The organism is Pseudomonas sp. 58 R 12 (assembly GCF_900005865.1).
In the GTDB taxonomy this organism is placed as follows: domain Bacteria; phylum Pseudomonadota; class Gammaproteobacteria; order Pseudomonadales; family Pseudomonadaceae; genus Aquipseudomonas; species Aquipseudomonas tritici.
The window spans coordinates 241633-267497 of the sequence record NZ_CVTP01000016.1; the positions used below are offsets into that span (position 1 = coordinate 241633).

Sequence of the window (25865 nt, forward strand, 5' to 3'; positions counted from 1 at the left end):
ACTCCCCATTTGGAATGCAGCCAAATGTGGGAGCTGGCTTGCCTGGGATAACGGTGTGTCAGTCGCAAAAATATCGTCTGACAGTGCGCTATCGCAGGCAAGCCAGCTCCCACACTGATCTCACTGCTCTCTAGATATCTGCAGGCACCCTCGCCTTCTCCCGCGCTTCCTCCCTGCTGATCACGCCCTCCCCGACCAACGCCTTCAAACTCATATCCAGCGTCTTCATCCCCAACGCGCCACCCGTCTGGATCGCCGAGACCATCTGCGCCACCTTGTCCTCGCGGATCAAATTCCGAATCGCCGGCGTGCCCAGCATGATCTCGTGAGCCGCCACCCGCCCGCCGCCCATCTTCTTCACCAGCACTTGGGACACCACCGCCTGCAACGACTCCGACAGCATCGCGCGGACCATGGCTTTTTCCCCGGCCGGGAACACATCCACCAGCCGGTCTACGGTCTTCGCCGCCGAGCTGGTGTGCAATGTGCCAAACACCAGGTGCCCGGTCTCCGCCGCCGTCAGCGCCAGGCGGATAGTTTCCAGGTCGCGCAGTTCACCCACCAGGATCACGTCAGGATCTTCCCGCAGCGCCGAGCGCAGTGCGGTGGAAAAGCTATGGGTGTCGCGGTGCACCTGGCGTTGGTTGATCAACGCCGTTTTCGGTGTGTGGATAAACTCGATCGGATCTTCGAGCGTAAGGATGTGCTGACGCCGATGCTGATTGAGAAAATCGATCATCGCCGCCAAGGTTGTGGACTTGCCCGAGCCAGTGGGGCCAGTCACCAACACCAAGCCGCGTGGTAGCTGGGCGATACGCTGAAATACATCTCCCAGGCCAAGGCTTTCCAGGCTCTGCACCTCAGAGGGGATGGTGCGAAACACGGCGCCCATGCCACGATCCTGCTGGAACACATTCGCCCGGAACCGCGCCACGTCGGGTAGCTCGAAAGCAAAATCCGTTTCAAGAGATGTTTCGAAATCCTTTTGTTGGTGCTGATTCAGTAAGGGGCTCAATAAGTCCGCAACTTGCGTAGGTGAGAGCACCGGCCAATCCAGCGGCCACACCTCGCCATCCACCCGCAACATCGGCGCCAGGCCAGCCGACAAATGCAGGTCGGAGGCGCCACGGCGCACGCTGGCCGTGAGTAATTCAGTGATATCCATAGGGCTTTCCATTTCCAGTAGAATGCCGCGGACTCCATATCCACGGGCGCATCTTGAATGTCGACGATAGCAGACAACATCGGCCTGGTTAGCCAGCGCATCCGCGCCGCAGCCGACGCCGTGCAACGTGACGCAAGCAGCATCCACCTGCTGGCCGTGAGCAAGACCAAACCCGCACTCGCAGTGCGCGAAGCCTATGCCGCCGGGATGCGCGATTTTGGCGAAAACTATCTACAGGAAGCGTTGGGAAAACAGGCGGAATTGACCGACCTGCCCTTGAGTTGGCACTTCATCGGCCCCATTCAATCGAACAAGACTCGTGCGATCGCCGAGAACTTCGCTTGGGTGCATTCCGTGGACCGTTTGAAAATTGCTCAACGTTTGTCCGAACAGCGCCCGGCCAACCTGCCGCCGCTGAATATCTGCATTCAGGTCAACGTCAGTGGCGAAGCCAGCAAGTCCGGCTGCACACCCGCCGACCTGCCGGCCCTGGCCAATGCGATCAGCGCCCTGCCGCGCCTGAAACTGCGTGGCTTGATGGCGATCCCCGAGCCGACTGAAGATCGGGCGGCCCAAGATGCGGCGTTCGCCACCGTACGCGAGCTGCAAGCCCGTTTGAATCTGCCGTTGGACACACTTTCCATGGGCATGAGCCACGACCTCGAGTCGGCCATTGCCCAAGGCGCCACCTGGGTGCGGATCGGTACCGCCCTGTTTGGCGCCCGCGACTACGGCCAGCCTTGAAAATGGCTGACTTCTATTTAACCAAGGACCTGTCATGACAGACACGCGTATAGCTTTTATCGGCGCCGGCAACATGGCGGCCAGCCTGATCGGTGGCCTACGGGCCCAAGGCCTGGGCAGCGCGCAAATTCGCGCCAGCGACCCGGGCGCCGAGACCCGTGCCCGCGTCAGCGCCGAGCACGGCATTGAAACCTTTGCCGACAACGCCGAGGCCATCCAGGGCGTCGATGTGATCGTGCTGGCAGTCAAGCCGCAAGCCATGAAGGCCGTGTGCGAAAGCCTGCGCCCGAGCCTGCAGCCGCAGCAACTGGTGGTGTCCATCGCCGCCGGGATCAACTGCGCCAGCCTGAAGCAATGGCTCGGCGCCCAGCCGATCGTGCGTTGCATGCCCAACACCCCTTCGCTGCTGCGCAAAGGCGTGAGCGGCCTGTATGCCACCGCCGAAGTCAGCGCTGCCCAGCGTGACCAGGCCCAGGAGCTGCTGTCCGCCGTGGGCATCGCCCTGTGGCTGGAACAGGAGCAGCAACTGGACGCGGTCACCGCTGTGTCCGGCAGCGGCCCGGCGTATTTCTTCCTATTGATCGAAGCCATGACCGCCGCCGGCGTGAAACTGGGCCTGTCCAAGGACGTTGCCGAGCAACTGGCTGAACAGACCGCCCTGGGCGCCGCACATATGGCGGTGGCCAGCGACGTGGACGCGGCCGAGTTGCGCCGTCGCGTGACCTCCCCTGGCGGCACCACACAGGCAGCCATCGAGTCGTTCCAGGCCGGGGGCTTTGAAGCCCTGGTTGAAAAAGCATTGGGCGCCGCTGCGCACCGCTCGGCCGAACTCGCCGAACAACTTGGCAAATAAGGAGCCAACATGATTGGTTTGAACACCGCAGCCGTCTACGTGCTGCAAACCATCGGCAGTCTGTACTTGCTGATCGTATTGATGCGCTTCGTGCTGCAACTGGTGCGCGCGAACTTCTACAACCCGCTCTGCCAGTTCATCGTCAAGGCCACCCAGCCGCTGCTCAAGCCATTGCGCCGGATCATCCCGAGCCTGTTCGGCCTGGACATGTCATCGCTGGTACTGGCGATCCTGGTGCAGTTGGCCTTGATGGCGCTGACCCTGCTGCTGACCTACGGCACCACCGGCAATTTCGTCCAGTTGCTGGTCTGGGCAATCATCGGCGTGACCGCGCTGTTCCTGAAGATCTTCTTCTTTGCCCTGATCATCAGCGTGATCCTGTCCTGGGTTGCTCCGGGCAGCCATAACCCTGGCGCTGAGCTGGTGAACCAGATCTGCGAGCCGGCCCTGGCGCCGTTCCGCAAGCTGCTGCCGAACCTGGGCGGCCTGGATATCTCGCCGATCCTGGCGTTCATGGTGCTCAAGTTGCTGGATATGCTGGTGATCAACAACCTGGCGGCCATGACCTCAATGCCGGACATCCTGCGAGTGCTGATCTAACACTTGGCGCAGCAACGTGTGGGAGCTGGCTTGCCAGCGATAGCGGTGTATCAGTCAACGGATTGGTCGACTGGCACACCGCTATCGCAGGCAAGCCAGCTCCCACATTTTGTATCTGGGTATCGAATTCAATCCGTGCAGGCCTTTGCTTGCCGCTAGGTGCAGCGGTCTTTAGACTTACGCCTCATTTAAACGAGAGCAGGGTCGATGCCAACTGCCTTTCCCCCCGATTCTGTTGGACTGGTCGTGCCCCAAGTGGCGCACTTCAGCGAACCGCTGGCCCTGGCCTGCGGCCGTTCGCTGCCTGCCTATGACCTGATCTACGAAACCTACGGCCAACTGAACGCCACGGCGAGCAATGCCGTGCTGATCTGCCACGCCTTGTCCGGCCATCATCATGCAGCCGGTTTCCACTCCGTCGACGAGCGCAAGCCTGGCTGGTGGGACAGTTGCATCGGCCCTGGCAAACCCATCGACACCAACAGATTCTTTGTCGTCAGCCTGAATAACCTCGGCGGCTGCAACGGCTCCACCGGCCCCAGCAGTATCAACCCGGAAACCGGCAAGCCGTTCGGCGCCGACTTCCCGGTGCTGACCGTGGAAGACTGGGTGCACAGCCAGGCGCGCCTTGCCGACCTGTTGGGTATCAATCAATGGGCAGCGGTGATCGGCGGTAGCCTGGGTGGCATGCAGGCGCTGCAATGGACCATCACTTACCCGGATCGCGTGCGCCATTGCCTGGCTATCGCTTCGGCGCCCAAGTTGTCGGCGCAGAACATCGCCTTCAACGAAGTGGCGCGCCAGGCCATCCTCACCGACCCCGAGTTCCACGGTGGTTCGTTCCAGGAAGCGGGTGTGATTCCCAAGCGCGGCTTGATGCTGGCGCGCATGGTCGGGCACATCACCTACCTGTCCGATGATTCCATGGGTGAAAAATTCGGCCGTGGCCTCAAGAGCGAAAAGCTCAACTACGACTTCCACAGTGTTGAGTTCCAGGTGGAAAGCTACCTGCGTTATCAAGGCGAGGAATTCTCGGGACGTTTCGACGCCAACACGTACTTGCTGATGACCAAGGCCCTGGACTACTTCGACCCGGCCGCCAACCACGACGACGACCTGGCAAAAACCTTCGAAGGCGCCACGGCCAAGTTTTGCGTGATGTCCTTCACCACCGACTGGCGCTTCTCGCCGGCGCGCTCGCGTGAGCTGGTGGATGCGCTGATGGCTGCGCGCAAAGACGTCTGCTACCTGGAGATCGATGCTCCGCAAGGCCACGACGCCTTCCTGATCCCGATCCCACGCTACTTGCAGGCCTTCAGCAATTACATGAACCGCATAACTTTGTGAGAACGCCATGAGAGCCGACCTGGACATCATCCAAGACTGGATCCCCGCCGGCAGCCGCGTGCTCGACCTGGGCTGCGGCGATGGCGAACTGCTGAGTTGGCTGCGCGACCACAAGCAAGTCACCGGCTACGGCCTGGAAAACGACCCGGACAACATCGCCCAGTGCGTGGCCAAGGGCATCAACGTGATCGAACAGGACCTGGACAAGGGCCTGGGCAACTTTGCCAGCAACAGTTTCGACATCGTGGTGATGACCCAGGCGCTACAGGCGGTGCACTACCCGGACCGCATCCTTGACGAAATGCTACGCGTGGGCCGCCAGTGCATCATCACCTTTCCCAACTTCGGTCATTGGCGTTGCCGCTGGTACCTGGCCACCAAGGGCCGCATGCCGGTATCGGACTTCCTGCCCTACACCTGGTACAACACGCCGAACATCCACTTCTGCACTTTCGAAGACTTCGAAGCCTTGTGTAGCGAGCGTGAAGCCAAGGTGATCAACCGCCTTGCCGTCGATCAACAGCATCGCCACGGTTGGGCGAGTAAGCTATGGCCCAATCTGTTGGGTGAAATTGGTATTTACCGGGTCAGTAGTCCTGGCCTGACCGACCACAAAATTGCCGTCTAATCATCTTTCAAGAGGGACGTTCATGAGTCGTTTGGCTGTTTTTCTATTGACCGCTTGCCTGGGTGCCAGCGCCATGGCCGCGGACGCTATCGACGCAAATCGCAAGAAAGACTTCGGCGATATCACTGTCCACTACAACACCTTCACTTCCAGCTTCCTGCAGCCGGAAACCGCCCAGAAGATCGGCGTGGTGCGCAGCAAGGAGAAGGGTTTGATCAACGTCACCGTGATCAAGGGCGTAACCCCGGTGGCGGCGCAAGTAACGGGCACCATCAAGGATTTGGGCGGTAAGAGCGAGATACTGACGTTCAAGCAAATCGAAGAAAAAGGCGGGATTAATTACCTCGCGCCTTACTCCGTGACGCAGCGCGAATACAAGACGTTTACCATCAATGTTGAAACCGGTGGCAAAGCCCATAGCTTCCAATTCAACCAGGAACTGTTTCCGGCGCAATGATGAACCTAACCCAACTCGTACTCGCCAGCCACAACGCCGGCAAGCTTAAAGAACTCCAGGCAATGCTCGGCGAATCCGTGCAATTGCGCTCGATTGGCGAGTTCAGCCAGGTGGAGCCGGAAGAGACCGGCCTGTCGTTCGTCGAGAACGCCATCCTCAAGGCACGCAATGCGGCACGTATTTCCGGCCTGCCGGCGCTGGCGGATGACTCGGGCCTGGCGGTGGACTTCCTCGGCGGCGCCCCCGGCATTTACTCGGCACGCTACGCCGACGGCAAAGGCGACGCGGCCAACAACGCCAAGCTGCTCGACGCCCTCAAGGATGTACCGGACGCGATGCGCGGCGCGCAGTTCGTGTGTGTGCTGGCCCTGGTGCGACATGCCGATGATCCATTGCCGATCCTGTGCGAAGGCCTGTGGCACGGGCGCATTCTGCATGCGGCCAGCGGCGAGCATGGTTTTGGCTATGACCCAGTGTTCTGGGTGCCGGAACGTAATGTCTCGAGCGCCGAGTTGAGCCCTGCCGACAAGAACCAGATCAGCCACCGTGCTCGCGCAATGGATTTGCTGCGCCAACGCCTGAGCCTGAAATGACCCAGAACACCTCCGCGCAGCCGCTGATCCATGGCGGCGCGCAAACACCCCGGGCGGCCCTGCCTGTGCTGCCGCCCCTGGCGCTGTATATCCACATCCCGTGGTGCGTGCGCAAATGCCCCTATTGCGACTTCAACTCCCACACCGCCAGCAAGGTGCTGCCGGAAGAAGAGTATGTGGACGCCTTGCTGGCCGATCTCGATCAGGACCTGCATGCGGTTTACGGTCGCGAACTGAGTTCGATCTTCTTTGGTGGTGGTACGCCCAGCCTGTTCAGCGCCGCAGCGCTGGGCCGCTTGCTTGAGGGCGTGAAAGCGCGCATCCCGTTTGCCAGCGATATAGAGATCACCCTGGAAGCCAACCCCGGGACGTTCGAGCAAGAGAAGTTCGTGGCTTATCGCAAGCTGGGGATCAATCGCCTGTCCATCGGCATCCAGAGTTTCCAGCAGGAAAAGCTCCAGGCCTTGGGACGTATCCACAATGGTGATGAAGCCGTGCGTGCAGCGGGCATGGCGCGCCTGGCCGGGTTTGATAACTTCAACCTGGACTTGATGCACGGTTTGCCCGATCAGTCCCTGGACGACGCGTTGAGCGATTTGCGCCAAGCCATCGCGCTCAAACCCACGCACTTGTCGTGGTACCAACTGACCCTGGAGCCCAACACCGTATTCTGGAACCAGCCGCCCGCGCTGCCGGAAGACGATACGCTGTGGGATATTCAGGAAGCGGGCCAGGCGCTGCTTGCTGAACACGGTTACGCGCAATATGAAGTCTCGGCCTATGCCCAGCCAGGTCGTCCGGCGCGGCATAACCTGAACTACTGGAGCTTCGGTGACTTTATCGGCATCGGCGCCGGCGCCCACGGCAAACTCAGCCATCCGGACGGGCGCATCGTGCGCACCTGGAAGACGCGAGCGCCGAAGGACTATCTCAACCCGGCTAAAAGCTTTCAGGCTGGGGCGAAAGAGCTGACTAACGAGGAACTGCCGTTTGAATTCCTGATGAACGCTTTGCGCCTGACCGACGGTGTCGAAGCCAAGCTCTACGCCGAGCGCACCGGCCTCGATCTGGCAAGCCTGGATGACGCACGCACGGATGCAGAACAAAGCGGCTTAATGCAGGTCGAACCGTCACGCCTGGCGGCGACCGACCGCGGGCAACTCTTTCTCAATGACCTGCTGCAAAAGTTTTTGAGCTGACGCTCTAAGGAAATCGAATGGATTTGGTACTCGACCTGCTCGCCACCGTATCCCGCTGGAGCCGCAGCAACCTGTCGGAAATATCCTTGGCCCTTGTCGGCTGTTTGCTGGTGCTGTTTGGCGCTGATATCAAAGGCTGGGTAGAAGCCCGCCTGGGCAGCGTCGCCGGCGCATTGCGCGTACCGTTGATGGCGCTGCTGTGCATGATCGGCAGCGGCGCAGCGTTGATCTATGCCACGCCGTGGATTGTGCGAGGGTTGAGCCAGTTCAATAACTACAGCCTGGCACCGGTGTTGGTGGTGGTGCTGGTGTTGATTGGCGTGGTTGCCGACCGTCGCTGACCTCAGCTACAACACAAAAGCAAATGTGGGAGCGGGCTTGCTCGCGAATACGGTGGATCAGTCGACATTTTCAGTGACTGACACACCGTATTCGCGAGCAAGCCCGCTCCCACATTTTTGACTGCATTCCAAGCTAGTGGCCTGTCAGTCAACCTTCTCGAACTTCAAATCCCAAACCCCATGCCCCAATCGCTCGCCGCGACGTTCGAACTTGGTGATCGGGCGTTCAGCCGGGCGTGGCACGCATTTGCCGTCTTCGGCCAGGTTGCGGTAGCCAGGGGCCACGCTCATGACTTCAAGCATGTATTCCGCGTAAGGTTCCCAGTCGGTGGCCATGTGCAAGATGCCGCCGACTTTGAGCTTGCTGCGCACCAGCTCCGCGAAGGACGCCTGGACGATACGACGCTTGTGGTGACGGGATTTATGCCAAGGATCAGGGAAGAACAGCATCAGGCGATCAAGGCTGTTGTCGGCGATGCAGCGGTTGAGCACTTCGATCGCGTCGCAGTCGTAGACCCGCAGGTTGGTCAACCCTTGGGTCAACACGCCGTTGAGCAGCGCGCCAACACCCGGGCGGTGCACTTCAACACCGATGAAATCCTGTTCTGGCGAGGCTGCGGCCATTTCCAGCAGGGAGTGGCCCATGCCGAAGCCGATTTCCAGGGAACGCGGGGCCGAACGGCCGAATACCTGGTCGTAATCCACCGGCGCGTCGGCCAGGGGCAGCACAAACAATGGCGCGCCTTGCTCCAGGCCCTTTTGCTGGCCTTCGGTCATGCGACCGGCGCGCATCACAAAACTCTTGATGCGGCGGTGCTTGGACTCGTCGGCTTCGTCCAGAGTGTTCGGCGTTTCGTTTGATTCAGTCATCAATGGCTCTTACTTGATCAGACCATCCAGCGGCGAGGAGGCGCTGGCGTAGAGTTTTTTCGGCATGCGACCGGCGAGGTACGCCAGGCGGCCCGCGACGATGGCGTGTTTCATGGCTTCGGCCATCATGATTGGCTGTTGGGCATGGGCGATGGCTGAGTTCATCAGCACCGCGTCGCAGCCCAGTTCCATGGCGATGGTAGCGTCGGACGCAGTGCCTACGCCCGCGTCCACCAGTACGGGAATCTTGGCTTCTTCGAGGATGATCTGCAGGTTGTACGGATTGCAGATACCCAGGCCGGAACCGATCAGACCGGCCAGCGGCATTACGGCGATACAACCGATTTCGGCCAGTTGGCGCGCGATGATCGGGTCATCGCTGGTGTAGACCATCACGTCGAAGCCTTCCTTGACCAGCGTTTCAGCAGCCTTGAGGGTCTCGATCACGTTGGGAAACAGGGTTTTCTGGTCGGCCAGCACTTCCAGCTTCACCAGATTATGGCCGTCGAGCAGCTCACGGGCCAGGCGGCAGGTGCGCACGGCTTCGATGGCGTCATAGCACCCGGCGGTGTTCGGCAAGAAGGTGTAGCGATCCGGCGAGAGGACTTCGAGCAGGTTCGGCTCGCCTTCTATCTGGCCGAGGTTGGTGCGGCGCACGGCGAAGGTGACGATCTCGGCGCCCGAGGCTTCGATGGCCAGACGGGTTTCTTCCATGTCGCGGTACTTGCCGGTACCCACTAACAGGCGGGACTGGTAGGTACGACCGGCCAGGACGAAGGGCTTGTCGCTACGAACGATGCTCATGGGAAATCCTCGAAATGGGGGTGAGGTTCTGCAGAATTCAGCAAGCTGCGCGACTAGCCGCCGCCGATGGCGTGGACCACTTCGACCTGGTCACCGTCGGTGAGCGCGGTCTCGGCGTGCTGGCTACGCGGGACGATATCCAGGTTGAGTTCCACTGCGACGCGACGCCCGGTCAGGTCCAGACGGGTCAGCAGGGCCGCAACGGTTTCACCGTCGGGCAGTTCAAGGGATTCGCCGTTCAACTGAATGCGCATGCCAGGGGCCGCCATCGTTTTTAGGGGCCAGCATTCTAGCCCGATTGACGTAGCGGGCCCAAGTCCCTCGGTCAGATCGCCTGCAAACGCCAGGCAGCCAAACCAAGGAAGAACCAGCCGAGCAGAAAAGCCAGGCCACCAAATGGCGTGATGATGCCGAGCTTGCTGATACCGGTCATCGTCAGCACATACAGGCTGCCGGAGAACAGCAGGATGCCAATGACAAAGGAGATGCCCGCCCAGGTGACCAGCCGACCCGGAATGTGCGCAGCCAACAGTGCCACGCCAAACAGGGCCAGGGTGTGCACCAGTTGGTAGGTCACGCCGGTATGGAAGATCGCCAGGTATTCGGCGCTCAGACGATTCTTCAGGCCGTGGGCGGCGAAGGCGCCAAGGGCGACACCGGTGAAGCCGAAAAAGGCAGCCAGCATCAGAAAGCTACGCAGCATGAGGAACTCCAGTCAGACTCATCGGGCAGGGTCTGTATAATGGCCCGCTCAACGGGTTCGGCCAAGCCATCTCTATGCTGCGTGTCCTCTTCAAACGCTTTCTCAACGTCGTCAAATGGTTCGCCATCGGCAGTGTGCTGTTGGTGCTGCTGTTTCGCTTCGTCCCGCCGCCCTTCACTGCGCTGATGGTGGAGCGCAAGGTCGAATCCTGGTTTGACGGCGAGCCCATCGACCTGCAGCGCAGCTGGGTGCCGTGGGACGAGATCTCCGATGACCTCAAAATGGCGGTGATGGCCGGTGAAGACCAGCGTTTCCCGCAGCACTGGGGCTTTGATTTCGGCGCAATCCAGGCGGCGATCCAGCACAACGAGCGCGGCGGTTCGATACGCGGCGCCAGCACATTGAGCCAGCAGGTGTCGAAAAACCTGTTCCTGTGGGCCGGCCGCAGTTATTTGCGTAAAGGCCTGGAGGTTTGGTTTACCGGGCTGATCGAGGTGTTGTGGCCCAAGCAGCGGATTCTTGAGGTGTACCTCAACAGCGTTGAGTGGGATGAAGGGGTGTTTGGCGCAGAAGCGGCAGCGCGGCATCACTTTGGGGTAAGTGCCAAGGGGCTTTCGCGTCAACAGGCCAGCTATTTGGCCGCCGTACTGCCTAACCCTCGGGTCTGGAGTGCCAGCCACCCGACGGCGTATGTGGCAAGGCGCGCGGCGTGGATTCGGCAGCAGATGAGCCAGCTGGGTGGGGAGGGTTATCTGGTTGAGTTGAATAACTCGCGCAAAGCCCCCTGGTCCGACTGACACCACACGGTTCCTGTGGGAGCTGGCTTGCCTGCGATAAGGGCCTGCCAGATAACCCTTTGGAAACTGACACACCGCTATCGCAGGCAAGCCAGCTCCCACAGTGAACCGCGTTGAGCTTCAGGTTTTCTAATACATACAAAAATGCCCCGATCTTTCGATCGGGGCATTTTTTTGGCTTTTCGCAGCGTTTTAGGCGGCGATCGACAACTTTAGCTTATTCATCGCGCTTTTCTCAAGCTGACGAATCCGCTCGGCCGACACGTTATACTTCTGTGCCAGGTCGTGCAGCGTGGCTTTTTCTTCTGCCAGCCAGCGCTGGTAGAGGATGTCACGGCTGCGGTCGTCCAGCACTTCCAACGCTTCGTGCAGGTTGTGGTTGGAATTGTCGCTCCAGTCCGCATCCTCCAGTTGACGCGCCGGGTCGTACCGGTGGTCTTCCAGGTAATTGGCCGGCGATTGGAAAGCGCTGTCGTCGTCCGCTTCGGCGGCCGGGTCGAAGGCCATGTCATGGCCGGTCAGGCGGCTTTCCATCTCGCGCACTTCACGAGGTTCCACGCCGAGGCTTTCGGCCACGCGGTGGACTTCCTCGTTGTTCAACCACGCCAAACGCTTTTTCTGGCTGCGCAGGTTGAAGAACAGCTTGCGCTGGGCCTTGGTGGTCGCGACTTTCACGATGCGCCAGTTGCGCAGGATGAACTCGTGAATTTCCGCCTTGATCCAGTGCACAGCAAACGACACCAGACGCACACCCATCTCAGGGTTGAAGCGCTTTACAGCCTTCATCAGGCCGACGTTGCCTTCCTGGATCAGGTCAGCCTGGGCCAGGCCGTAGCCACTATAGCTACGGGCGATATGTACGACAAAACGCAGGTGGGCGAGCACCATCTGCCGAGCCGCCCCCAAATCCTGCTCATAGTAGAGACTCTCGGCCAGTTCACGCTCCTGCTCAGGCGTCAGCAATGGAATGCTGTTCACCGTGTGCACATAGGCTTCCAGGTTCGCACCTGGCACCAAGGCATAAGCAGGTTGCAAAGAAGTGGTCATACGAAAAAACCTCCGACTCACATAACTCGTGCAGTTCAGCACTGCGAAAATTGACCGGGAACCGTAGGACAAGTTCCCTAAACCACTGATACGGTCAATACAACGTAACCACATTAATCTGACATTAACTACTTCGGTGCCAACTCACGTAAGTGCCGCGCAACCGCAATCCACGCACCGATATACCCCAACAATACTGCGCCAAGCAAGAGGCTCAAACCATCGGCGACCGGCACACCGGCCAAGGCGAAATCACTGCCATACAGCCCAGCAAGCCCGACAACCGCGTCGTTCAGCCAATCAAGGCCAAACGCCAGTACGCCCCAGGACAAAATCCCGGCACCGAAGCCATAAAGCGCGCCCATGTACAGAAATGGACGACGCACATAGCTGTCCGTGCCGCCGACCAGTTTAATCACTTCTATCTCGGTGCGACGGTTTTCAATATGAAGACGAATGGTATTACCTATCACCAAAAGTAATGCAGAGACCAACAGCACCGTCAAACCGAACACAAACCGGTCGCCCAGCTTAAGGATCGCCGCCAGCCGCTCAACCCAGACTAGATCAAGTTGCGCCTGTTGCACCTTGGGCATCTCTGCGAGTTTTTGTCGCAGGGCTTCCAGCGCTGGCTTATCGACTTCATTCGGCGTTACCAGAACCACGCCCGGCAGCGGGTTCTGCGGCAGCTCCTTGAGCGCCTCGCCCAGGCCGGACTGCTGCTGGAACTCCTCAAGGGCCTGATCGCGGCTGATGTACTCAGCCTCTGCCACGCCCGGCATATTCTTGATGTCATCGCGCAAGGACTCGCCGTCTTTGGCGCTGGCGTCGATGTTCAAGTACAGGGAAATCTGCGCCGCGCGCTGCCAGGAACCGCCCAGGCGCTCCACATTGTTGAGCAACAACGACAAACCCATCGGCAGGCTCAAGGCCACGGCCATCACCAGGCAGGTGAAAAAGCTGCCAATCGGCTGCTTGCCCAGGCGACGCAGGCTGTCGAGCAAGCTGGCGCGATGGCTTTCGATCCAGGCACGCAGCAAGGTGCTGAAGTCCGGGCCGTCATCGTCGTCGTGTTTTTTCTTCTTCTGCGGTTGCGGGTCGGCCGGTTTCGGCGCCACGCGCTCGGAGACTTTAGGGCTGCGTGTCGCACTCATACGCCGGCCTCCCCGTCACCGATCAGGCGGCCGCGTTGCAGGGTCAGCATGCGATGGCGCATGCGTGCGATCAGCGCCAGGTCATGGCTGGCGATCAGCACGCTGGTGCCCAGGCGGTTGATGTCTTCGAATACCCCCATGATCTCGGCCGCCAGTCGCGGGTCGAGGTTACCGGTGGGCTCATCCGCCAGCAGCAAGGCCGGGCGATGCACAATGGCGCGGGCGATACCGACGCGCTGTTGCTGGCCGGTGGACAGGTCGCCGGGGTAGAGGTCGGTCTTGTCCGACAGCGCCACGCGCTCGAGGGCCGAATCCACACGTTTGACGATCTCGGCCTTGGACAGCCCGAGGATCTGCAACGGCAGCGCGATGTTATTGAACACCGTGCGGTCGAACAGCAACTGGTGGTTCTGGAACACCACGCCGATCTGGCGGCGCAGGAAGGGAATCTGCGCATTACTGATGGTGGCCAGATCCTGGCCCGCCAGCAGCAGTTTGCCGGTGGTTGGGCGCTCCATGGCCAGCAGCAGGCGCAGCAAGGTACTTTTGCCTGCACCGGAATGGCCGGTGACAAACAAGAATTCGCCGCGACGCACTCGAAAACTCAGCTCATGCAAGCCGACATGCCCGTTGGCATAGCGTTTACCGACCTGTTCGAATCGAATCATGAACGCTCCCGCTCGGCAAACAGTGCCTGTACAAAGGGTTCGGCTTCAAAGGTGCGCAGGTCGTCGATGCCTTCACCGACGCCGATGTAACGAATCGGCAACCCGAACTGTTTGGCCAGGGCGAAGATCACACCGCCCTTGGCCGTGCCGTCGAGCTTAGTCAATGCCAGGCCGGTCAGTTGCACCGTCTGGTTGAATTGTTTGGCTTGGCTGATGGCGTTCTGGCCGGTACCGGCGTCGAGCACCAGCAGCACTTCGTGCGGGGCGTCTGCATCGAGCTTGCCGATCACGCGGCGCACTTTCTTCAGCTCTTCCATCAAATTGTCTTTGGTGTGCAGGCGACCGGCGGTATCAGCGATCAGCACGTCGATATTGCGCGCCTTGGCGGCTTGCACGGCATCGAAGATCACCGAGGCGGAATCGGCGCCGGTATGCTGGGCGATGACCGGGATCTTGTTGCGCTCGCCCCAAACCTGCAATTGCTCCACCGCGGCAGCACGGAAGGTATCGCCCGCGGCCAGCATGACCTTCTTGCCTTCCGACTGCAGTTTCTTGGCCAATTTACCAATGGTGGTGGTCTTGCCGGCGCCGTTGACGCCCACGACCAGGATCACGAACGGCTTGTTCGGGGTGATCACCAGCGGCGCTTCCACCGGCTTGAGCATGGCGGCCAGCTCGGCCTGCAGGGATTTGTACAGCGCGTCGGCGTCGGTCAGCTGCTTGCGCGCGACTTTCTGGGTCAGGCTCTGGATGATCACGGCGGTGGCTTCGACACCCACGTCGGCGGTGAGCAGACGGGTTTCGATGTCTTCCAGCAGTTCGTCATCGATGACTTTTTTGCCGAGGAACAGGCTGGCCATGCCTTCGCCGATGCTGGCGCTGGTTTTGCTCAGGCCTTGCTTGAGGCGGGTGAAGAAGCCGGCTTTGCTGGTTTCTGCAGTGGCGGCGACAGGCTCGGGCTCGACGGCGGCAGGCGCGGCAACTGCAACGGCAACAGGCGCGGGTTCGACGACCACTGGCGCAGGCGCTTCAACGACGGGCGGCGCTTCGACCACAACGTCAACCGGCTCAACCACGGCCGGAATCGGCGGTGCCACATGCTCGGCCTGCACATCTTCAACCAACGCCACAGGCTCTTCGGCCACCGGCAACTCAGGCCACGGCTTGTGCTCTGGCTCGGGTTCCACCTCTGCCACCGGCTGCAACACCGGCTCAGCCATCGGCAATACCACCGGCGCTGGCGTTTCAGCGACCGGCTCGGCTTCTACTATAGGGTCGGGGATCGGTTCAGCTGGAACCTGCGGCTGTTCGACGACGGTTTCCTGCGGCTTTTTGCGCAGCCATCCGAACAGGCCTTTCTTCTCGCCAGCCGCAGCTGGGGTCTTCTTGTCGTCGTTGGAACCAAACATGGAGACGGCTATCTCAAGGTAGCGACGCGCCAAGGGGCGCTTCGGTAAATAAAATTCGATGCGTAACAGACTGTTTTTTAGCCAGCTCGTTCATGCGCAACATTTTGTAAGGCCTAAATAGGGCCTCATCAGGACCGCCGCAGTGGCCGTCCCTTAGTCGGATCAGTATCCTAGCACCTCCTCGCCCGCCGACGCTAAGACCAAGCGGGCAGCCCAACAGGTTTAAAAACGAATGAATGCTCTAGCCCGCCGCGCCGCAGGCCTGCTGTTCGGTACAGTTTGTCTGCCTCTTTCAGCCTTGGCTGCCGATCCACAACCCACCCATGAATTCACCCTGGATAACGGCCTCAAGGTGGTCGTGCGCGAAGATCATCGCGCGCCAGTGGTGGTTTCCCAGGTTTGGTACAAGGTCGGTTCGAGCTACGAAACCCCGGGCCAGACTGGTTTGTCCCACGCCCTGGAGCACATGATGTTCAAGGGCAGCGCCAAAGTCGGCCCTGGCGAAGCCTCGCTGATCCTGCGCGACCTCGGCGCCGAAGAAAATGCGTTCACCAGCGATGACTACACCGCCTACTACCAAGTGCTGGCGCGTGACCGCCTGGGCGTCGCCTTCGAGCTGGAGGCCGACCGCATGGCCAGCCTGCGCCTGCCGGCCGACGAGTTCAGCCGCGAGATCGAAGTAATCAAGGAGGAGCGCCGTCTGCGCACCGATGATAATCCGATGTCCAAGGCCTATGAGCGCTTCAAGGCCATGGCCTTCCCGGCCAGCGGTTATCACACGCCGACCATCGGCTGGATGGCCGACCTGGACCGCATGAAGGTCGAAGAGCTGCGCCACTGGTACCAGTCCTGGTACGTGCCGAACAACGCCACCCTGGTGGTGGTCGGCGACGTCACCCCGGACGAGGTAAAAAACCTTGCCCAGCGCTACTTCGGCCCGATCCCCAAGCGTGACGTACCACCGGCCAAGATCCCGATGGAACTGGCCGAACCCGGCGAGCGCCTGCTGACGATGCATGTGCAGACCCAACTGCCGAGCGTGATCCTGGGTTTCAACGTCCCTGCCCTGGCTACCGCCGAAGACAAACGCTCGGTACAAGCCCTGCGTCTGATCTCGGCCTTGCTGGACGGCGGCTACAGCGCACGCATCTCGGAACAGTTGGAACGTGGCGAGGAACTGGTCTCCGCCGCCTCCACCAACTACGACGCCTACACCCGTGGCGACACCCTGTTCATGCTGACCGCCACCCCCAACCAGCAGAAAAAGAAAACCGTGGCCCAAGCCGAAGCCGGCCTGTGGCGCCTGCTGGAAGAGCTGAAAGCCAAACCACCGACCGCCGAAGAACTGGAACGCATCCGCGCCCAGGTCATTGCCGGCCTGGTCTACCAGCGTGATTCCATCACCAGCCAGGCTACGGCCATCGGCTCGCTGGAAACCGTCGGCCTGTCCTGGAAGCTGATGGACAGCGAACTCGCCGACCTGCAAAGCGTGACCCCGGAAGATATCCAGAAAGCCGCGCGCACCTATTTCACCCGCGAACGTCTCAGCGTCGCCCATGTCCTGCCCCAGGAGACCGCTCATGAGTGATCGCAAAAACAGCCGCCTGATCTTTCCCGGCCTGATCGCTGTCACCTTGATCGCCGCCAGCGCCGTGTACTTCCTGCGCCCGACTGAATCGGTTGCGAGCCCGGCGCTGGAAAAAGCCCAATCGGGCAACACACTGCAATCCCTGGCGGAACTGGACGGCAAGGCGCCGACCAACCGCAAGCTCGACGTGCAAACCTGGAATACCGCCGAAGGCGCCAAGGTGCTGTTCGTCGAAGCCCACGAACTGCCGATGTTCGACGTGCGCATCCTGTTCGCCGCTGGCAGCAGCCAGGACGGCGACGTGCCTGGCCTGGCGCTGATGACCAACGCCATGCTCAACGAAGGCGTGCCGGGCAAGGACGTGAGCCAGATTGCCCGCGACTTTGAAGGCCTGGGCGCGGACTTTGGCAATGGCGCATTTCGCGACATGGCGCTGGTTTCCCTGCGCAGCTTGAGTGACAGCGACAAACGCGACGCAGCCTTGACCCTGTTTGATCAAGTGATCGGCAAGCCCACTTTCCCGGCCGATTCCCTGGCGCGGATCAAGAACCAGATCCTGGCCGGCTTTGAGTACCAGAAGCAAAACCCAGGCAAGCTGGCGAGCCTCGAGCTGTTCAAGCGCTTGTACGGTGACCACCCTTACGCTCACCCGAGCGAAGGCACGCCGCAAAGCGTGCCGAAGATTACCCTGGCGCAGTTGCAGGCGTTCCACGCCAAGGCTTATGCAGCGGGCAACGCAGTGATTGCGGTGGTGGGTGACCTGACCCGCGCCGAAGCTGAAGCCATGACGGCCAAGATTTCCTCATCGCTGCCCAAAGGCCCAGCCCTGGCAAAAATCGCCCAGCCGACCGAGCCCAAGCCCGGCCTGACCCGTATCGAGTTCCCGTCCAAGCAGACGCACCTGCTGTTCGCGCAACTGGGTATCGACCGCGCCGACCCGGACTACGCAGCCTTGTCCTTGGGCAACCAGATCCTCGGCGGCGGCGGTTTCGGCACTCGCTTGATGAGTGAAGTGCGTGAAAAGCGCGGCCTGACCTACGGCGTGTACTCTGGTTTCTCGCCGATGCAGGTGCGCGGACCGTTCATGATCAATCTGCAGACCCGCGCCGAAATGAGCGGCGGCACCCTGCGCCTGGTTGAGGATGTGGTGGCCGACTACCTCAAGACCGGCCCGACGCAAAAAGAACTGGATGACGCCAAGCGTGAGCTGGCTGGCAGCTTCCCGCTGTCTACCGCGAGCAACGCCGATATCGTCGGGCAGCTGGGCGCGATGGGTTTCTACAACCTGCCGCTGAGCTATCTGGAAGATTTCATGAAACAATCCCAGGCCCTGACCGTAGAACAGGTCAAGGCTGCAATGAATAAACACTTGAGCGCCGACAAGATGGTCATCGTGACCGCCGGCCCGACGATTGCGCAAAAGCCACTACCGCCCCCCACTGATAAACCCGCCGAGCAGCCGCTCGGGGTTCCGGAGCATTAATGGCCAGTTCATCTCGCCCGAAAAAACCTGTCCACAACGTGCATAACGGTGTGGGCCAGCTGCGCATCATTGGCGGCGAATGGGGCAGCCGCAAGCTGAGCTTCCCCGACGTCGTAGGCCTGCGCCCGACGCCGGATCGCGTGCGCGAAACCCTGTTCAACTGGCTCGCGCCTTACATCGCGGGAGCCAAGGTGCTGGACCCGTTCGCGGGCAGCGGCGCGCTGTTCCTGGAGGCGCTGTCCCGTGGTGCCGCCCAAGCGCAGGCACTGGACGCCAGCAATGTGGCCGTCTCCAGCCTCAAGGAACACTTGGGCACCCTGCGTTGCACCAACGGCCAGGTGCAAACCGCCGACGCGCTGCGCTACCTGGAAACCCAAGCCGCCAGCGAGTACGACGTGGTGTTTCTCGACCCACCGTTCAACCAGAACCTGCTGCCGACCGTGTGTGCGCTGCTGGAAGAACGCCAATGGCTGGCGCCGGATGCGTGGATCTACACTGAAAGTGAGACTGCGCCGTCGACGCTGGGCTTGCCGGGCGCGTGGCGCCTGCACCGGGAGCAGAAGTCCGGCCGGGTGTATTACGCGTTGTGGCACCGTGTGGTCGAAACCGCCGCCTGATCTTTCTGGCTGGATTCAATTGGGGTGAAAGGGCTTGTTGTGGCGAGGGAGTTTGCTCCCGTTGGGCTGCCCAGCAGCCCTAATACCTGCAACTGAGTTCTGACTGAAGAACCGAGGTGTTCTTGATGGGGCTGCTGCGCAGCCCAACGCGAGCAAGCTCGCTCGCCACCGTTAAATGTGCCTGCCGCAGAGAGTGTCATGACCCCTTCCGCCGACCCGTTCACCCCCGCCTTCGGCCTCGGCAACCCACACTTGCAAACGCTGTGGGGGCCGCTGTGCCGCCCCACCACTCATATCGAACGCCAACGCGAACGCCTGTGGCTGGACGACGGCGACTTCCTCGACCTCGACTGGCACGGGCCTCATGACACGCAAGTACCTCTGGTGCTGGTGCTGCACGGGCTGACCGGTTCGTCCAACTCACCCTACGTAGCGGGCTTGCAAAAAGCCCTCGCCGCTCAAGGCTGGGCCAGCGTGGCGCTGAACTGGCGCGGTTGCTCGGGTGAGCCGAACCTGCTGGCACGCAGTTACCACTCTGGCGCCAGCGAAGACCTGGCGGCAGCGATTGCTCATCTGCGCGCCAAGCGGCCTTTGGCGCCGTTGTACGCGGTGGGTTATTCCCTGGGCGGCAATGTGCTGCTCAAGCATTTGGGCGAAACCGGAAAGGCGTCGGGGCTGCAAGGCGCGGCGGCGGTGTCGGTGCCGTTTCGCCTGGACCAATGTGCAGACCGGATCGGCCTGGGCTTTTCGCGGATTTATCAAAAGCACTTCATGCGTGAAATGCTCGCGTATATCCGCGTCAAGCAAAGCCGTTTTCTACAGGATGGTCGGGCTGACGGGCTTAAAACCCTGGAAGCCCTGGGCTCACTGGAGAAGATGCGCACATTCTGGGACTTCGATGGCCGCGTCACCGCGCCGCTGCACGGCTACCTGAGTGCAGAGGATTATTACCGCCGCGCATCGAGCCGTTATTACCTGGGCGGTATCCGCACGCCGACCCTGATTATCCAGGCGGCGGACGATCCGTTTGTGTTTGCCCATAGCCTGCCAGAGGCCGGCGAACTGTCGGACTGCACTGAGTTTGAGCTGACGGCCAAGGGTGGGCATGTGGGGTTTGTGGAGGGTTCGCTCAAACGCCCAAGCTACTACCTCGAGCGCCGCATCCCCCAATGGCTACTGACACAACACAGTTAAAAAATGTGGGAGCTGGCTTGCCTGCGATAGCGGTGGGTCAGCCAACCCACCGGTGACTGACACTCCCTCATCGCAGGCAAGCCAGCTCCCACATTTTGATTGGGTTACATCCCAACAGGCTCAGTCGCCGGTAGCAATCGCCCGCTGCGGATCCGTAATCCACTCACTCCAAGACCCCGCATACAACTTACCTAACGGGTAACCCGCCAGGCTCAGCGCAAACAAGTTATGGCACGCCGTCACCCCCGAACCGCAATACGCCACCAGCTCATCCGGCGAGCGGCCTTGCAGGTGTGCGGCGAAACGCTGCTTAAGCTGATCAGCCGGCAGGAAGCGACCGTCGCTGCCCAGGTTTTCGTTAAACGCCGCGCATTGTGCGCCAGGGATGTGCCCGGCAATCGGATCGATAGGCTCCATTTCGCCGCGAAAGCGCGGTTGAGCGCGCGCATCGATCAGCGTCAATCCCGGCTGGCCCAGGCGTTTTTGCAGGTGTTCGGCATCGAGCAGCAGGCGATTGTCCGGCGTACCCGCGAAAGTCCCAGCTTCAACGACCGGCGCATCCAGGCTCAACGGGAAACCCGCGGCGTGCCAAGCCTTAAGGCCACCATCCAGAATAAACACGCCATCACGCTTGCCCAACCAAACCAACAACCACCATGCCCGCGCGGCGTAGGCGCCAGGACCGTCGTCATACAGCACCACATCGGTGTCAGCGCTGACGCCCCAGGCCCGTAATTGCCGAGCGAATGTCTCCGCCGCCGGCAACGGATGACGCCCGGTCACGCCCTTGGTCACCGGCCCGCTCAGATGCCGTTCCAAGTCAGCATACTGCGCGCCCTCGATATGCCCTTCGGCGTAGCTGCAGCGCCCGTAATCCGGGTCTTCCAGGGCAAAGCGGCAATCCAGGATCACCAACCCGCCAGCCTTCTGGCGCTCGGCCAGTTGCTGGGGACTGATCAGTTGGGCAAGCGGCATGACGGCCTCCTATGAATAGATTCGAGAAAGGTCCTACTTCACTTCTTCCAATGCCTGATTCAACGGCACGTAAAACTCTTTGAATAAGGCGTCCACGGCTTCTTTCGCCTGGGGCGTGACAAACCCAGCCTCCAGCACCAACACCTGATACACCCCGCGCTTGATGGCCTCGGCGCTCAAGTGGGCGGAATTTTCGTTGGTCGTGCACAAAAAACGCACCCAGGAGGTCAGGATAATCCACGCATTGAGGGTCAGCGCCTCGGTTTGCACCGGGTCCATATTCAGGATGCCGGCATCGACAAACCCCTGGTAAATCGCGCCGCCCTGGATCAGGCAGCGCTGGGAAAAACGCCGATAGCCGGTGGCCAGTTCTGGATCGCTTTCCAACAGGTGTTCGAGGTCGCGGTGCAGGAAACGATAACGCCACATGCCGGCCAATACGGCTTGCAGGTAGAAGCGCTTATCCGCCACGGCCATGGCGCGACCTTGAGGCGGGCGCAAGAAACTGTCCACCAGGGCTTCGTATTCGCGAAACAGTACGGCGATGATCGCCTGCTTGTTGGGGAAGTGGTAGTACAGGTTGCCCGGCGAAATTTCCATATGGGCGGCGATGTGGTTGGTGCTCACACTGCGCTCGCCCTGCTGGTTAAAAAGCTCCAGGCTGGTTTGCACAATGCGCTCGCTGGTCTTTACTCGTGGTGCCATAGGGGATCAGCTTCTGTACACGTGATGGGGCATCTTACGGCCTATCCTTGCCAGGATAAATCTGCATGTGGCTGCAATGTTATTTGACAATTTAGAGTAATGACTCTAAAAACCCAGGCAGACCTATAACAATCGGGAACGCCGCCATGTCTGCCAACGTTGCCTACTTGCAAGATTCCCAGGCGCTGGATCAACTCCAGACCCTGTTCGATGCGCAACGCTGCGCCTACGCCGCCAACCCGATGCCACCGGCCGCACAGCGCCAACAATGGCTGAAGGCGCTGCGTGATTTGCTCAGCGACGAGCGCCAGGCGTTGATCAACGCGATCAGCCAGGACTTCAGCCACCGCAGCGCCGACGAAACCCTGTTCGCCGAACTGATGCCCAGCCTGCATGGCATTCACTATGCCAGCAAACACCTGAAGGGCTGGATGAAACCGTCCCGGCGAGCTGTAGGCATTGCCTTCCAACCGGCTTCGGCCAAAGTTATCTACCAGCCCTTGGGCGTTATCGGCGTGATCGTGCCCTGGAATTACCCGCTGTACTTGGCCATCGGTCCGCTGGTCGGCGCGTTGGCGGCGGGTAACCGGGTGATGCTCAAGCTCAGCGAATCTACCCCCGCGACCGGCGAACTGCTCAAGGCGCTGCTGGCAAAGGTCTTCCCGGAGGATTTGGTGTGCGTGGTGCTGGGTGAAGCCGAAGTAGGCATGGCGTTTTCCAAGCTGCCCTTCGACCACCTGTTGTTTACCGGTGCCACCAGCATCGGCAAGCATGTAATGCGTGCAGCGGCCGAACACCTCACGCCGATCACACTCGAGTTGGGCGGCAAGTCGCCAGCCATCGTGTCCGCTGATGTACCGCTCAAGGACGCTGCCGAGCGCATTGCCTTCGGTAAAGCGTTGAACGCCGGCCAGACCTGCGTGGCGCCCGACTACGTGCTGGTGCCGGAAGATCGTGTCGAGGGTTTCGTCGAGGCCTACACCCAGGCCATTCGCGGGTTTTATCCGACCCTGGCCGACAACCCGGACTACACCGCCATCATCAACGAGCGACAACTGGCCCGGCTCAACGCTTACGTGAAAGACGCCACCGACAAGGGCGCCACCCTGATCCCGCTGTACGACCAGGGCCAGGCGCGGCGCATGGCTCACAGCCTGCTGCTGAATGTCAGCGATGATATGACCGTGATGCAGGACGAAATCTTCGGCCCGGTGCTACCGATCGTGCCGTATCGCGGCATCGACCAAGCCTTTGCCTACATCAACCAGCGCCCTCGCCCACTGGCCCTGTATTACTTCGGCTACAACAAGGGCGAGCAAAACCGCGTGCTCCACGAAACCCATTCCGGTGGCGTGTGCCTGAACGACACCTTGCTGCACGTGGCCCAGGACGATATGCCGTTTGGCGGCATCGGACCGTCGGGCATGGGCCATTACCACGGTCACGAAGGTTTTCTTACCTTCAGCAAAGCCAAGGGTGTGTTGGTGAAACAACGCCTGAACGCGGCGAAGTTGATCTACCCGCCCTACGGCAAATCAATCCAGAAGTTGATCCAGAAGCTGTTCGTTCGCTGATACCGCCACCCACGGGATAACAATAACAATGAACCCTAGCCTGACTGATTCACCTGCGCTTTCACGGCGCGGCGTCTTGAAAATCGGCTTGTGTGCCAGCGCCTTCCTGGCCACCGCCGGGCTCGGCGCCAGCCTCAGCGGTTGCTCCAGCAGCACGCCGGCCAGCGGCTTTGCCATGTTGCGCAGCAGTGACTTGCCCTTCTTGCGCGCGGTTATCCCAGTGCTGCTCGAAGGCGTCGCCAGCGCCCAGGAAGTCGCCCGCGGGATTGAAGACACGCTTAAGAAGCTCGACTTCAGCCTGCAGCGCCTGTCGCCGGAGATGTTCAAGCTCACCCAGCAACTGTTCGACGTGCTGGGCATGGGCATTACCCGTGGGCCGTTGACCGGGATCTGGGGCAGTTGGGAAAACGCCAGCGGCGAACAGATCCGCAACTTTTTGCACCGCTGGGAAAACAGCTACCTGAACCTGCTGCGCATGGGCCAAGGCTCGCTGCTCAAGCTGGTGATCATGGCCTGGTACTTCCAGCCGGCGTCCTGGGCGCATTGCGGCTATCCGGGCCCGCCGAAGATTTAGCCTTGATAACCCAATCAAATGTGGGAGCTGGCTTGCCTGCGATAGCGGTGGATCAGCCATAAATGCACTGCCAGACAGACCGCCATCGCAGGCAAGCCAGCTCCCACATTGACCGCAACTCCGTACAAAAATAAGAGTGCATACCTATGCCCGTACCTGATCTGTTCCGCGACGGCATGGCCCGTGGCTGGAAAACCTATAACGGCGCCGCCCTCGACAGCGACCTGACCCTGGAAGCCGACGTGGCGATCATCGGCAGCGGCGCAGGTGGCGGCACCACCGCCGAAATCCTCAGCGCTGCTGGCTACAAAGTGCTGCTGATCGAAGAAGGCCCGCTCAAGACCAGCAGCGATTTCAAGCTGCTCGAGGACGAGGCCTACACCAGCCTGTACCAAGAGGGCATCGGCCGCATGAGCAAGGACGGCGCGATTACCATCCTGCAGGGTCGGGCGGTAGGTGGCACCACCTTGATCAACTGGACGTCGAGCTTTCGCACCCCGGACGCCACCCTCGCCCATTGGGCCAGCGAATATACGGTGAAGGGTCACAGCAGCGCCGAGATGGCGCCCTGGTTTGAAAAGATGGAACAACGCCTGGGCATCGCGCCCTGGGCCCTGCCGCCCAACCCGAACAATGATGTGATCCGCAAAGGTTGCGAAAAGCTCGGCTACAGCTGGCACGTGATCCCGCGCAATGTGCGCGGCTGCTTTAACCTGGGCTATTGCGGCATGGGCTGCCCGGTCAACGCCAAGCAGTCGATGCTGGTGACCACTATTCCCTCCACCCTGGAAAAGGGCGGCGAGCTGCTTTACCTGGCACGCGCCGAACGCCTCGTCTACAACGGCGACACCATCAACAGCCTGGAGTGCGTAGCCCTGGACGACCTGTGCGTGGCGCCGACCGGACGTAAGATCACGGTAAAAGCCAAGCATTACGTACTCTCGGGCGGTGGTATCAACAGCCCGGCACTGCTGATGCGCTCAAGTGCTCCGGACCCGCATTCGCGGTTGGGCAAGCGCACCTTCCTGCATCTGGTGAATTTCTCCGCGGGTCTATTCGATGAGGTGATCAACCCGTTCTACGGCGCCCCCCAGTCGATCTATTCCGACCATTTCCAATGGCAGGACGGCACCACCGGCAAAATGTCCTACAAGCTAGAGGCGCCACCCTTACACCCCGCGTTGGCGAGCACCCTACTCGGCGGCTATGGCACCCAGAACGCTCTGGATATGAGCCAATTGCCCAACACCCACGCGATGCTGGCGTTACTGCGCGACGGCTTCCACCCCGACAGCCCGGGCGGCCGCGTGGAATTGCGCGGCGACGGTACGCCAGTGCTCGACTATCAGGTCTCGGATTACGCCTGGGACGGCCTGCGCCGCGCGTTCCACAGCATGGCCGAGATCCAGTTCGCGGCGGGCGCCAAGTCAGTCAAGCCGCTGCACCACGACGCGCGCTACGTGAAAACCCTGGCCGAAGCGCGCAGCCTGATCGACGGCCTCAACCTGGAACTGCACCGCACCTGCCTGGGCAGCGCCCATGTGATGGGCGGTTGTGCCATGGGTGAAGACCCGAAAAACGCCGTGGCCGACAGCCTCGGTCGTCATCACCAACTGCGCAACCTGTCGATCCACGATGGCTCGCTATTCCCCACCAGTATTGGGGCCAATCCACAATTATCGGTGTACGGTTTGACCGCGCAACTGGCGACGGCTTTGGCCGAACGTCTGAAAACAGCATGAAAAAACGCGCGATAAGCGGCATGTATCTACATAA

The 25865-nt window shown here is 60.8% G+C and carries 28 protein-coding genes; 17 read left to right on the forward strand and 11 right to left on the reverse strand.

The genetic code is table 11. The features are described 5' to 3' along the window. Positions 1 to 130: 130 nt before the first annotated feature. On the reverse strand, positions 131 to 1165 hold the full coding sequence (locus BFP95_RS10445) for a type IV pilus twitching motility protein PilT (RefSeq protein WP_065871946.1): 1035 nt from the start codon (positions 1163 to 1165) through the stop codon (positions 131 to 133). A gap of 57 nt (positions 1166 to 1222) precedes the next feature. On the opposite strand from BFP95_RS10445, the gene BFP95_RS10450 reads away from it, so the two are divergent. The 9 genes from BFP95_RS10450 (at position 1223) to BFP95_RS10490 (ending at position 7927) form a co-directional block, all read left to right on the forward strand. Further along, on the forward strand, positions 1223 to 1909 hold the full coding sequence (locus tag BFP95_RS10450) for a YggS family pyridoxal phosphate-dependent enzyme (protein ID WP_065871947.1): 687 nt from the start codon (positions 1223 to 1225) through the stop codon (positions 1907 to 1909). Positions 1910 to 1943: 34 nt separating this feature from the next. Then, positions 1944 to 2762 carry a pyrroline-5-carboxylate reductase gene (gene proC / locus BFP95_RS10455; RefSeq protein WP_065871948.1) on the forward strand — a complete coding sequence of 273 codons (819 nt, stop codon included), beginning with the start codon at positions 1944 to 1946 and terminating at the stop codon, positions 2760 to 2762. A 9-nt stretch (positions 2763 to 2771) separates the two neighbouring features. Further along, positions 2772 to 3362, forward strand: coding sequence for a YggT family protein (locus BFP95_RS10460; RefSeq protein WP_065871949.1), 591 nt, complete (start codon positions 2772 to 2774; stop codon positions 3360 to 3362). 207 nt (positions 3363 to 3569) lie between these two features. Next, the gene (locus BFP95_RS10465; protein ID WP_065871950.1) at positions 3570 to 4709 is read left to right on the forward strand and encodes a homoserine O-succinyltransferase MetX; all 1140 of its coding nucleotides are present in this window, start codon (positions 3570 to 3572) and stop codon (positions 4707 to 4709) included. A 7-nt stretch (positions 4710 to 4716) separates the two neighbouring features. Continuing rightward, on the forward strand, positions 4717 to 5337 hold the full coding sequence (gene metW, locus BFP95_RS10470) for a methionine biosynthesis protein MetW (protein ID WP_057006516.1): 621 nt from the start codon (positions 4717 to 4719) through the stop codon (positions 5335 to 5337). Positions 5338 to 5359: 22 nt separating this feature from the next. Further along, entirely contained in the window at positions 5360 to 5794 is a 435-nt protein-coding gene (locus BFP95_RS10475; protein WP_065871951.1) for a DUF4426 domain-containing protein, read from the forward strand. Further along, positions 5791 to 6387 (forward strand): RdgB/HAM1 family non-canonical purine NTP pyrophosphatase, encoded by a 597-nt coding sequence (gene rdgB / locus BFP95_RS10480; protein WP_065910003.1) that lies wholly within the window; start codon positions 5791 to 5793, stop codon positions 6385 to 6387. Before BFP95_RS10475 ends, rdgB begins: the two co-directional genes overlap by 4 nt. Beyond that, a complete protein-coding gene (hemW, locus tag BFP95_RS10485; RefSeq protein WP_065880186.1) occupies positions 6384 to 7586 on the forward strand; it encodes a radical SAM family heme chaperone HemW in 1203 nt (400 codons plus the stop codon). The genes rdgB and hemW overlap by 4 nt, the downstream gene beginning before the upstream one ends. Positions 7587 to 7603: 17 nt before the next feature. Then, a complete protein-coding gene (locus BFP95_RS10490) occupies positions 7604 to 7927 on the forward strand; it encodes a DUF3392 domain-containing protein (protein WP_010207241.1) in 324 nt (107 codons plus the stop codon). A 144-nt stretch (positions 7928 to 8071) separates the two neighbouring features. Here BFP95_RS10490 and trmB read toward each other — a convergent pair whose 3' ends face one another. The 4 genes from trmB to BFP95_RS10510 form a co-directional block, all read right to left on the reverse strand. Beyond that, positions 8072 to 8797 carry a tRNA (guanosine(46)-N7)-methyltransferase TrmB gene (trmB, locus tag BFP95_RS10495; RefSeq protein ID WP_065880187.1) on the reverse strand — a complete coding sequence of 242 codons (726 nt, stop codon included), beginning with the start codon at positions 8795 to 8797 and terminating at the stop codon, positions 8072 to 8074. Between the two features lie 9 nt (positions 8798 to 8806). Beyond that, positions 8807 to 9601 carry a thiazole synthase gene (locus BFP95_RS10500; RefSeq protein ID WP_032884143.1) on the reverse strand — a complete coding sequence of 265 codons (795 nt, stop codon included), beginning with the start codon at positions 9599 to 9601 and terminating at the stop codon, positions 8807 to 8809. A gap of 53 nt (positions 9602 to 9654) precedes the next feature. Next, a complete protein-coding gene (thiS, locus tag BFP95_RS10505; RefSeq protein ID WP_163003275.1) occupies positions 9655 to 9855 on the reverse strand; it encodes a sulfur carrier protein ThiS in 201 nt (66 codons plus the stop codon). Between the two features lie 71 nt (positions 9856 to 9926). Continuing rightward, a complete protein-coding gene (locus BFP95_RS10510; RefSeq protein ID WP_065871957.1) occupies positions 9927 to 10304 on the reverse strand; it encodes a DUF423 domain-containing protein in 378 nt (125 codons plus the stop codon). Between the two features lie 74 nt (positions 10305 to 10378). Between BFP95_RS10510 and mtgA the strand changes: the two genes are divergently transcribed. Then, positions 10379 to 11101 carry a monofunctional biosynthetic peptidoglycan transglycosylase gene (mtgA, locus tag BFP95_RS10515; protein ID WP_065910004.1) on the forward strand — a complete coding sequence of 241 codons (723 nt, stop codon included), beginning with the start codon at positions 10379 to 10381 and terminating at the stop codon, positions 11099 to 11101. A gap of 192 nt (positions 11102 to 11293) precedes the next feature. Here mtgA and rpoH read toward each other — a convergent pair whose 3' ends face one another. The 4 genes from rpoH to ftsY all read right to left on the reverse strand — a co-directional run bounded on the left by rpoH (position 11294) and on the right by ftsY (position 15379). After that, positions 11294 to 12148, reverse strand: coding sequence for an RNA polymerase sigma factor RpoH (gene rpoH, locus BFP95_RS10520; RefSeq protein ID WP_003176698.1), 855 nt, complete (start codon positions 12146 to 12148; stop codon positions 11294 to 11296). A 128-nt stretch (positions 12149 to 12276) separates the two neighbouring features. Continuing rightward, positions 12277 to 13302 carry a permease-like cell division protein FtsX gene (gene ftsX / locus BFP95_RS10525; RefSeq protein ID WP_065871959.1) on the reverse strand — a complete coding sequence of 342 codons (1026 nt, stop codon included), beginning with the start codon at positions 13300 to 13302 and terminating at the stop codon, positions 12277 to 12279. Next, on the reverse strand, positions 13299 to 13970 hold the full coding sequence (ftsE, locus tag BFP95_RS10530; protein WP_003213784.1) for a cell division ATP-binding protein FtsE: 672 nt from the start codon (positions 13968 to 13970) through the stop codon (positions 13299 to 13301). The genes ftsX and ftsE overlap by 4 nt, the downstream gene beginning before the upstream one ends. Next, entirely contained in the window at positions 13967 to 15379 is a 1413-nt protein-coding gene (gene ftsY / locus BFP95_RS10535; protein WP_065910005.1) for a signal recognition particle-docking protein FtsY, read from the reverse strand. The genes ftsE and ftsY overlap by 4 nt, the downstream gene beginning before the upstream one ends. 232 nt (positions 15380 to 15611) lie before the next feature. Between ftsY and BFP95_RS10540 the strand changes: the two genes are divergently transcribed. The 4 genes from BFP95_RS10540 (at position 15612) to BFP95_RS10555 (ending at position 20261) form a co-directional block, all read left to right on the forward strand. Then, the gene (locus BFP95_RS10540; protein WP_065910006.1) at positions 15612 to 16967 is read left to right on the forward strand and encodes a M16 family metallopeptidase; all 1356 of its coding nucleotides are present in this window, start codon (positions 15612 to 15614) and stop codon (positions 16965 to 16967) included. After that, complete coding sequence (locus BFP95_RS10545) at positions 16960 to 18450, forward strand: M16 family metallopeptidase (protein WP_065910008.1); 1491 nt, start codon at positions 16960 to 16962, stop codon at positions 18448 to 18450. The genes BFP95_RS10540 and BFP95_RS10545 overlap by 8 nt, the downstream gene beginning before the upstream one ends. Continuing rightward, entirely contained in the window at positions 18450 to 19067 is a 618-nt protein-coding gene (rsmD, locus tag BFP95_RS10550) for a 16S rRNA (guanine(966)-N(2))-methyltransferase RsmD (RefSeq protein ID WP_065880192.1), read from the forward strand. The genes BFP95_RS10545 and rsmD overlap by 1 nt, the downstream gene beginning before the upstream one ends. 198 nt (positions 19068 to 19265) lie before the next feature. Continuing rightward, positions 19266 to 20261, forward strand: coding sequence for a hydrolase (locus tag BFP95_RS10555; RefSeq protein ID WP_065910010.1), 996 nt, complete (start codon positions 19266 to 19268; stop codon positions 20259 to 20261). A 120-nt stretch (positions 20262 to 20381) separates the two neighbouring features. On the opposite strand, the gene BFP95_RS10560 is transcribed toward BFP95_RS10555, so the two are convergent. Both BFP95_RS10560 and BFP95_RS10565 read right to left on the reverse strand, forming a co-directional pair. Further along, positions 20382 to 21236, reverse strand: coding sequence for a sulfurtransferase (locus tag BFP95_RS10560; RefSeq protein WP_065910012.1), 855 nt, complete (start codon positions 21234 to 21236; stop codon positions 20382 to 20384). A gap of 33 nt (positions 21237 to 21269) precedes the next feature. Next, positions 21270 to 21941, reverse strand: a complete 672-nt coding sequence (locus tag BFP95_RS10565) for a TetR/AcrR family transcriptional regulator (RefSeq protein ID WP_065871966.1) — start codon at positions 21939 to 21941, stop codon at positions 21270 to 21272. Between the two features lie 146 nt (positions 21942 to 22087). On the opposite strand from BFP95_RS10565, the gene BFP95_RS10570 reads away from it, so the two are divergent. The 3 genes from BFP95_RS10570 to BFP95_RS10580 all read left to right on the forward strand — a co-directional run bounded on the left by BFP95_RS10570 (position 22088) and on the right by BFP95_RS10580 (position 25831). After that, positions 22088 to 23515, forward strand: a complete 1428-nt coding sequence (locus BFP95_RS10570; RefSeq protein WP_065871967.1) for a coniferyl aldehyde dehydrogenase — start codon at positions 22088 to 22090, stop codon at positions 23513 to 23515. Positions 23516 to 23543: 28 nt separating this feature from the next. Continuing rightward, positions 23544 to 24089, forward strand: a complete 546-nt coding sequence (locus BFP95_RS10575) for a twin-arginine translocation pathway signal protein (protein WP_065871968.1) — start codon at positions 23544 to 23546, stop codon at positions 24087 to 24089. Positions 24090 to 24235: 146 nt separating this feature from the next. Next, entirely contained in the window at positions 24236 to 25831 is a 1596-nt protein-coding gene (locus BFP95_RS10580; protein ID WP_065910013.1) for a GMC family oxidoreductase, read from the forward strand. Positions 25832 to 25865: the final 34 nt, after the last annotated feature.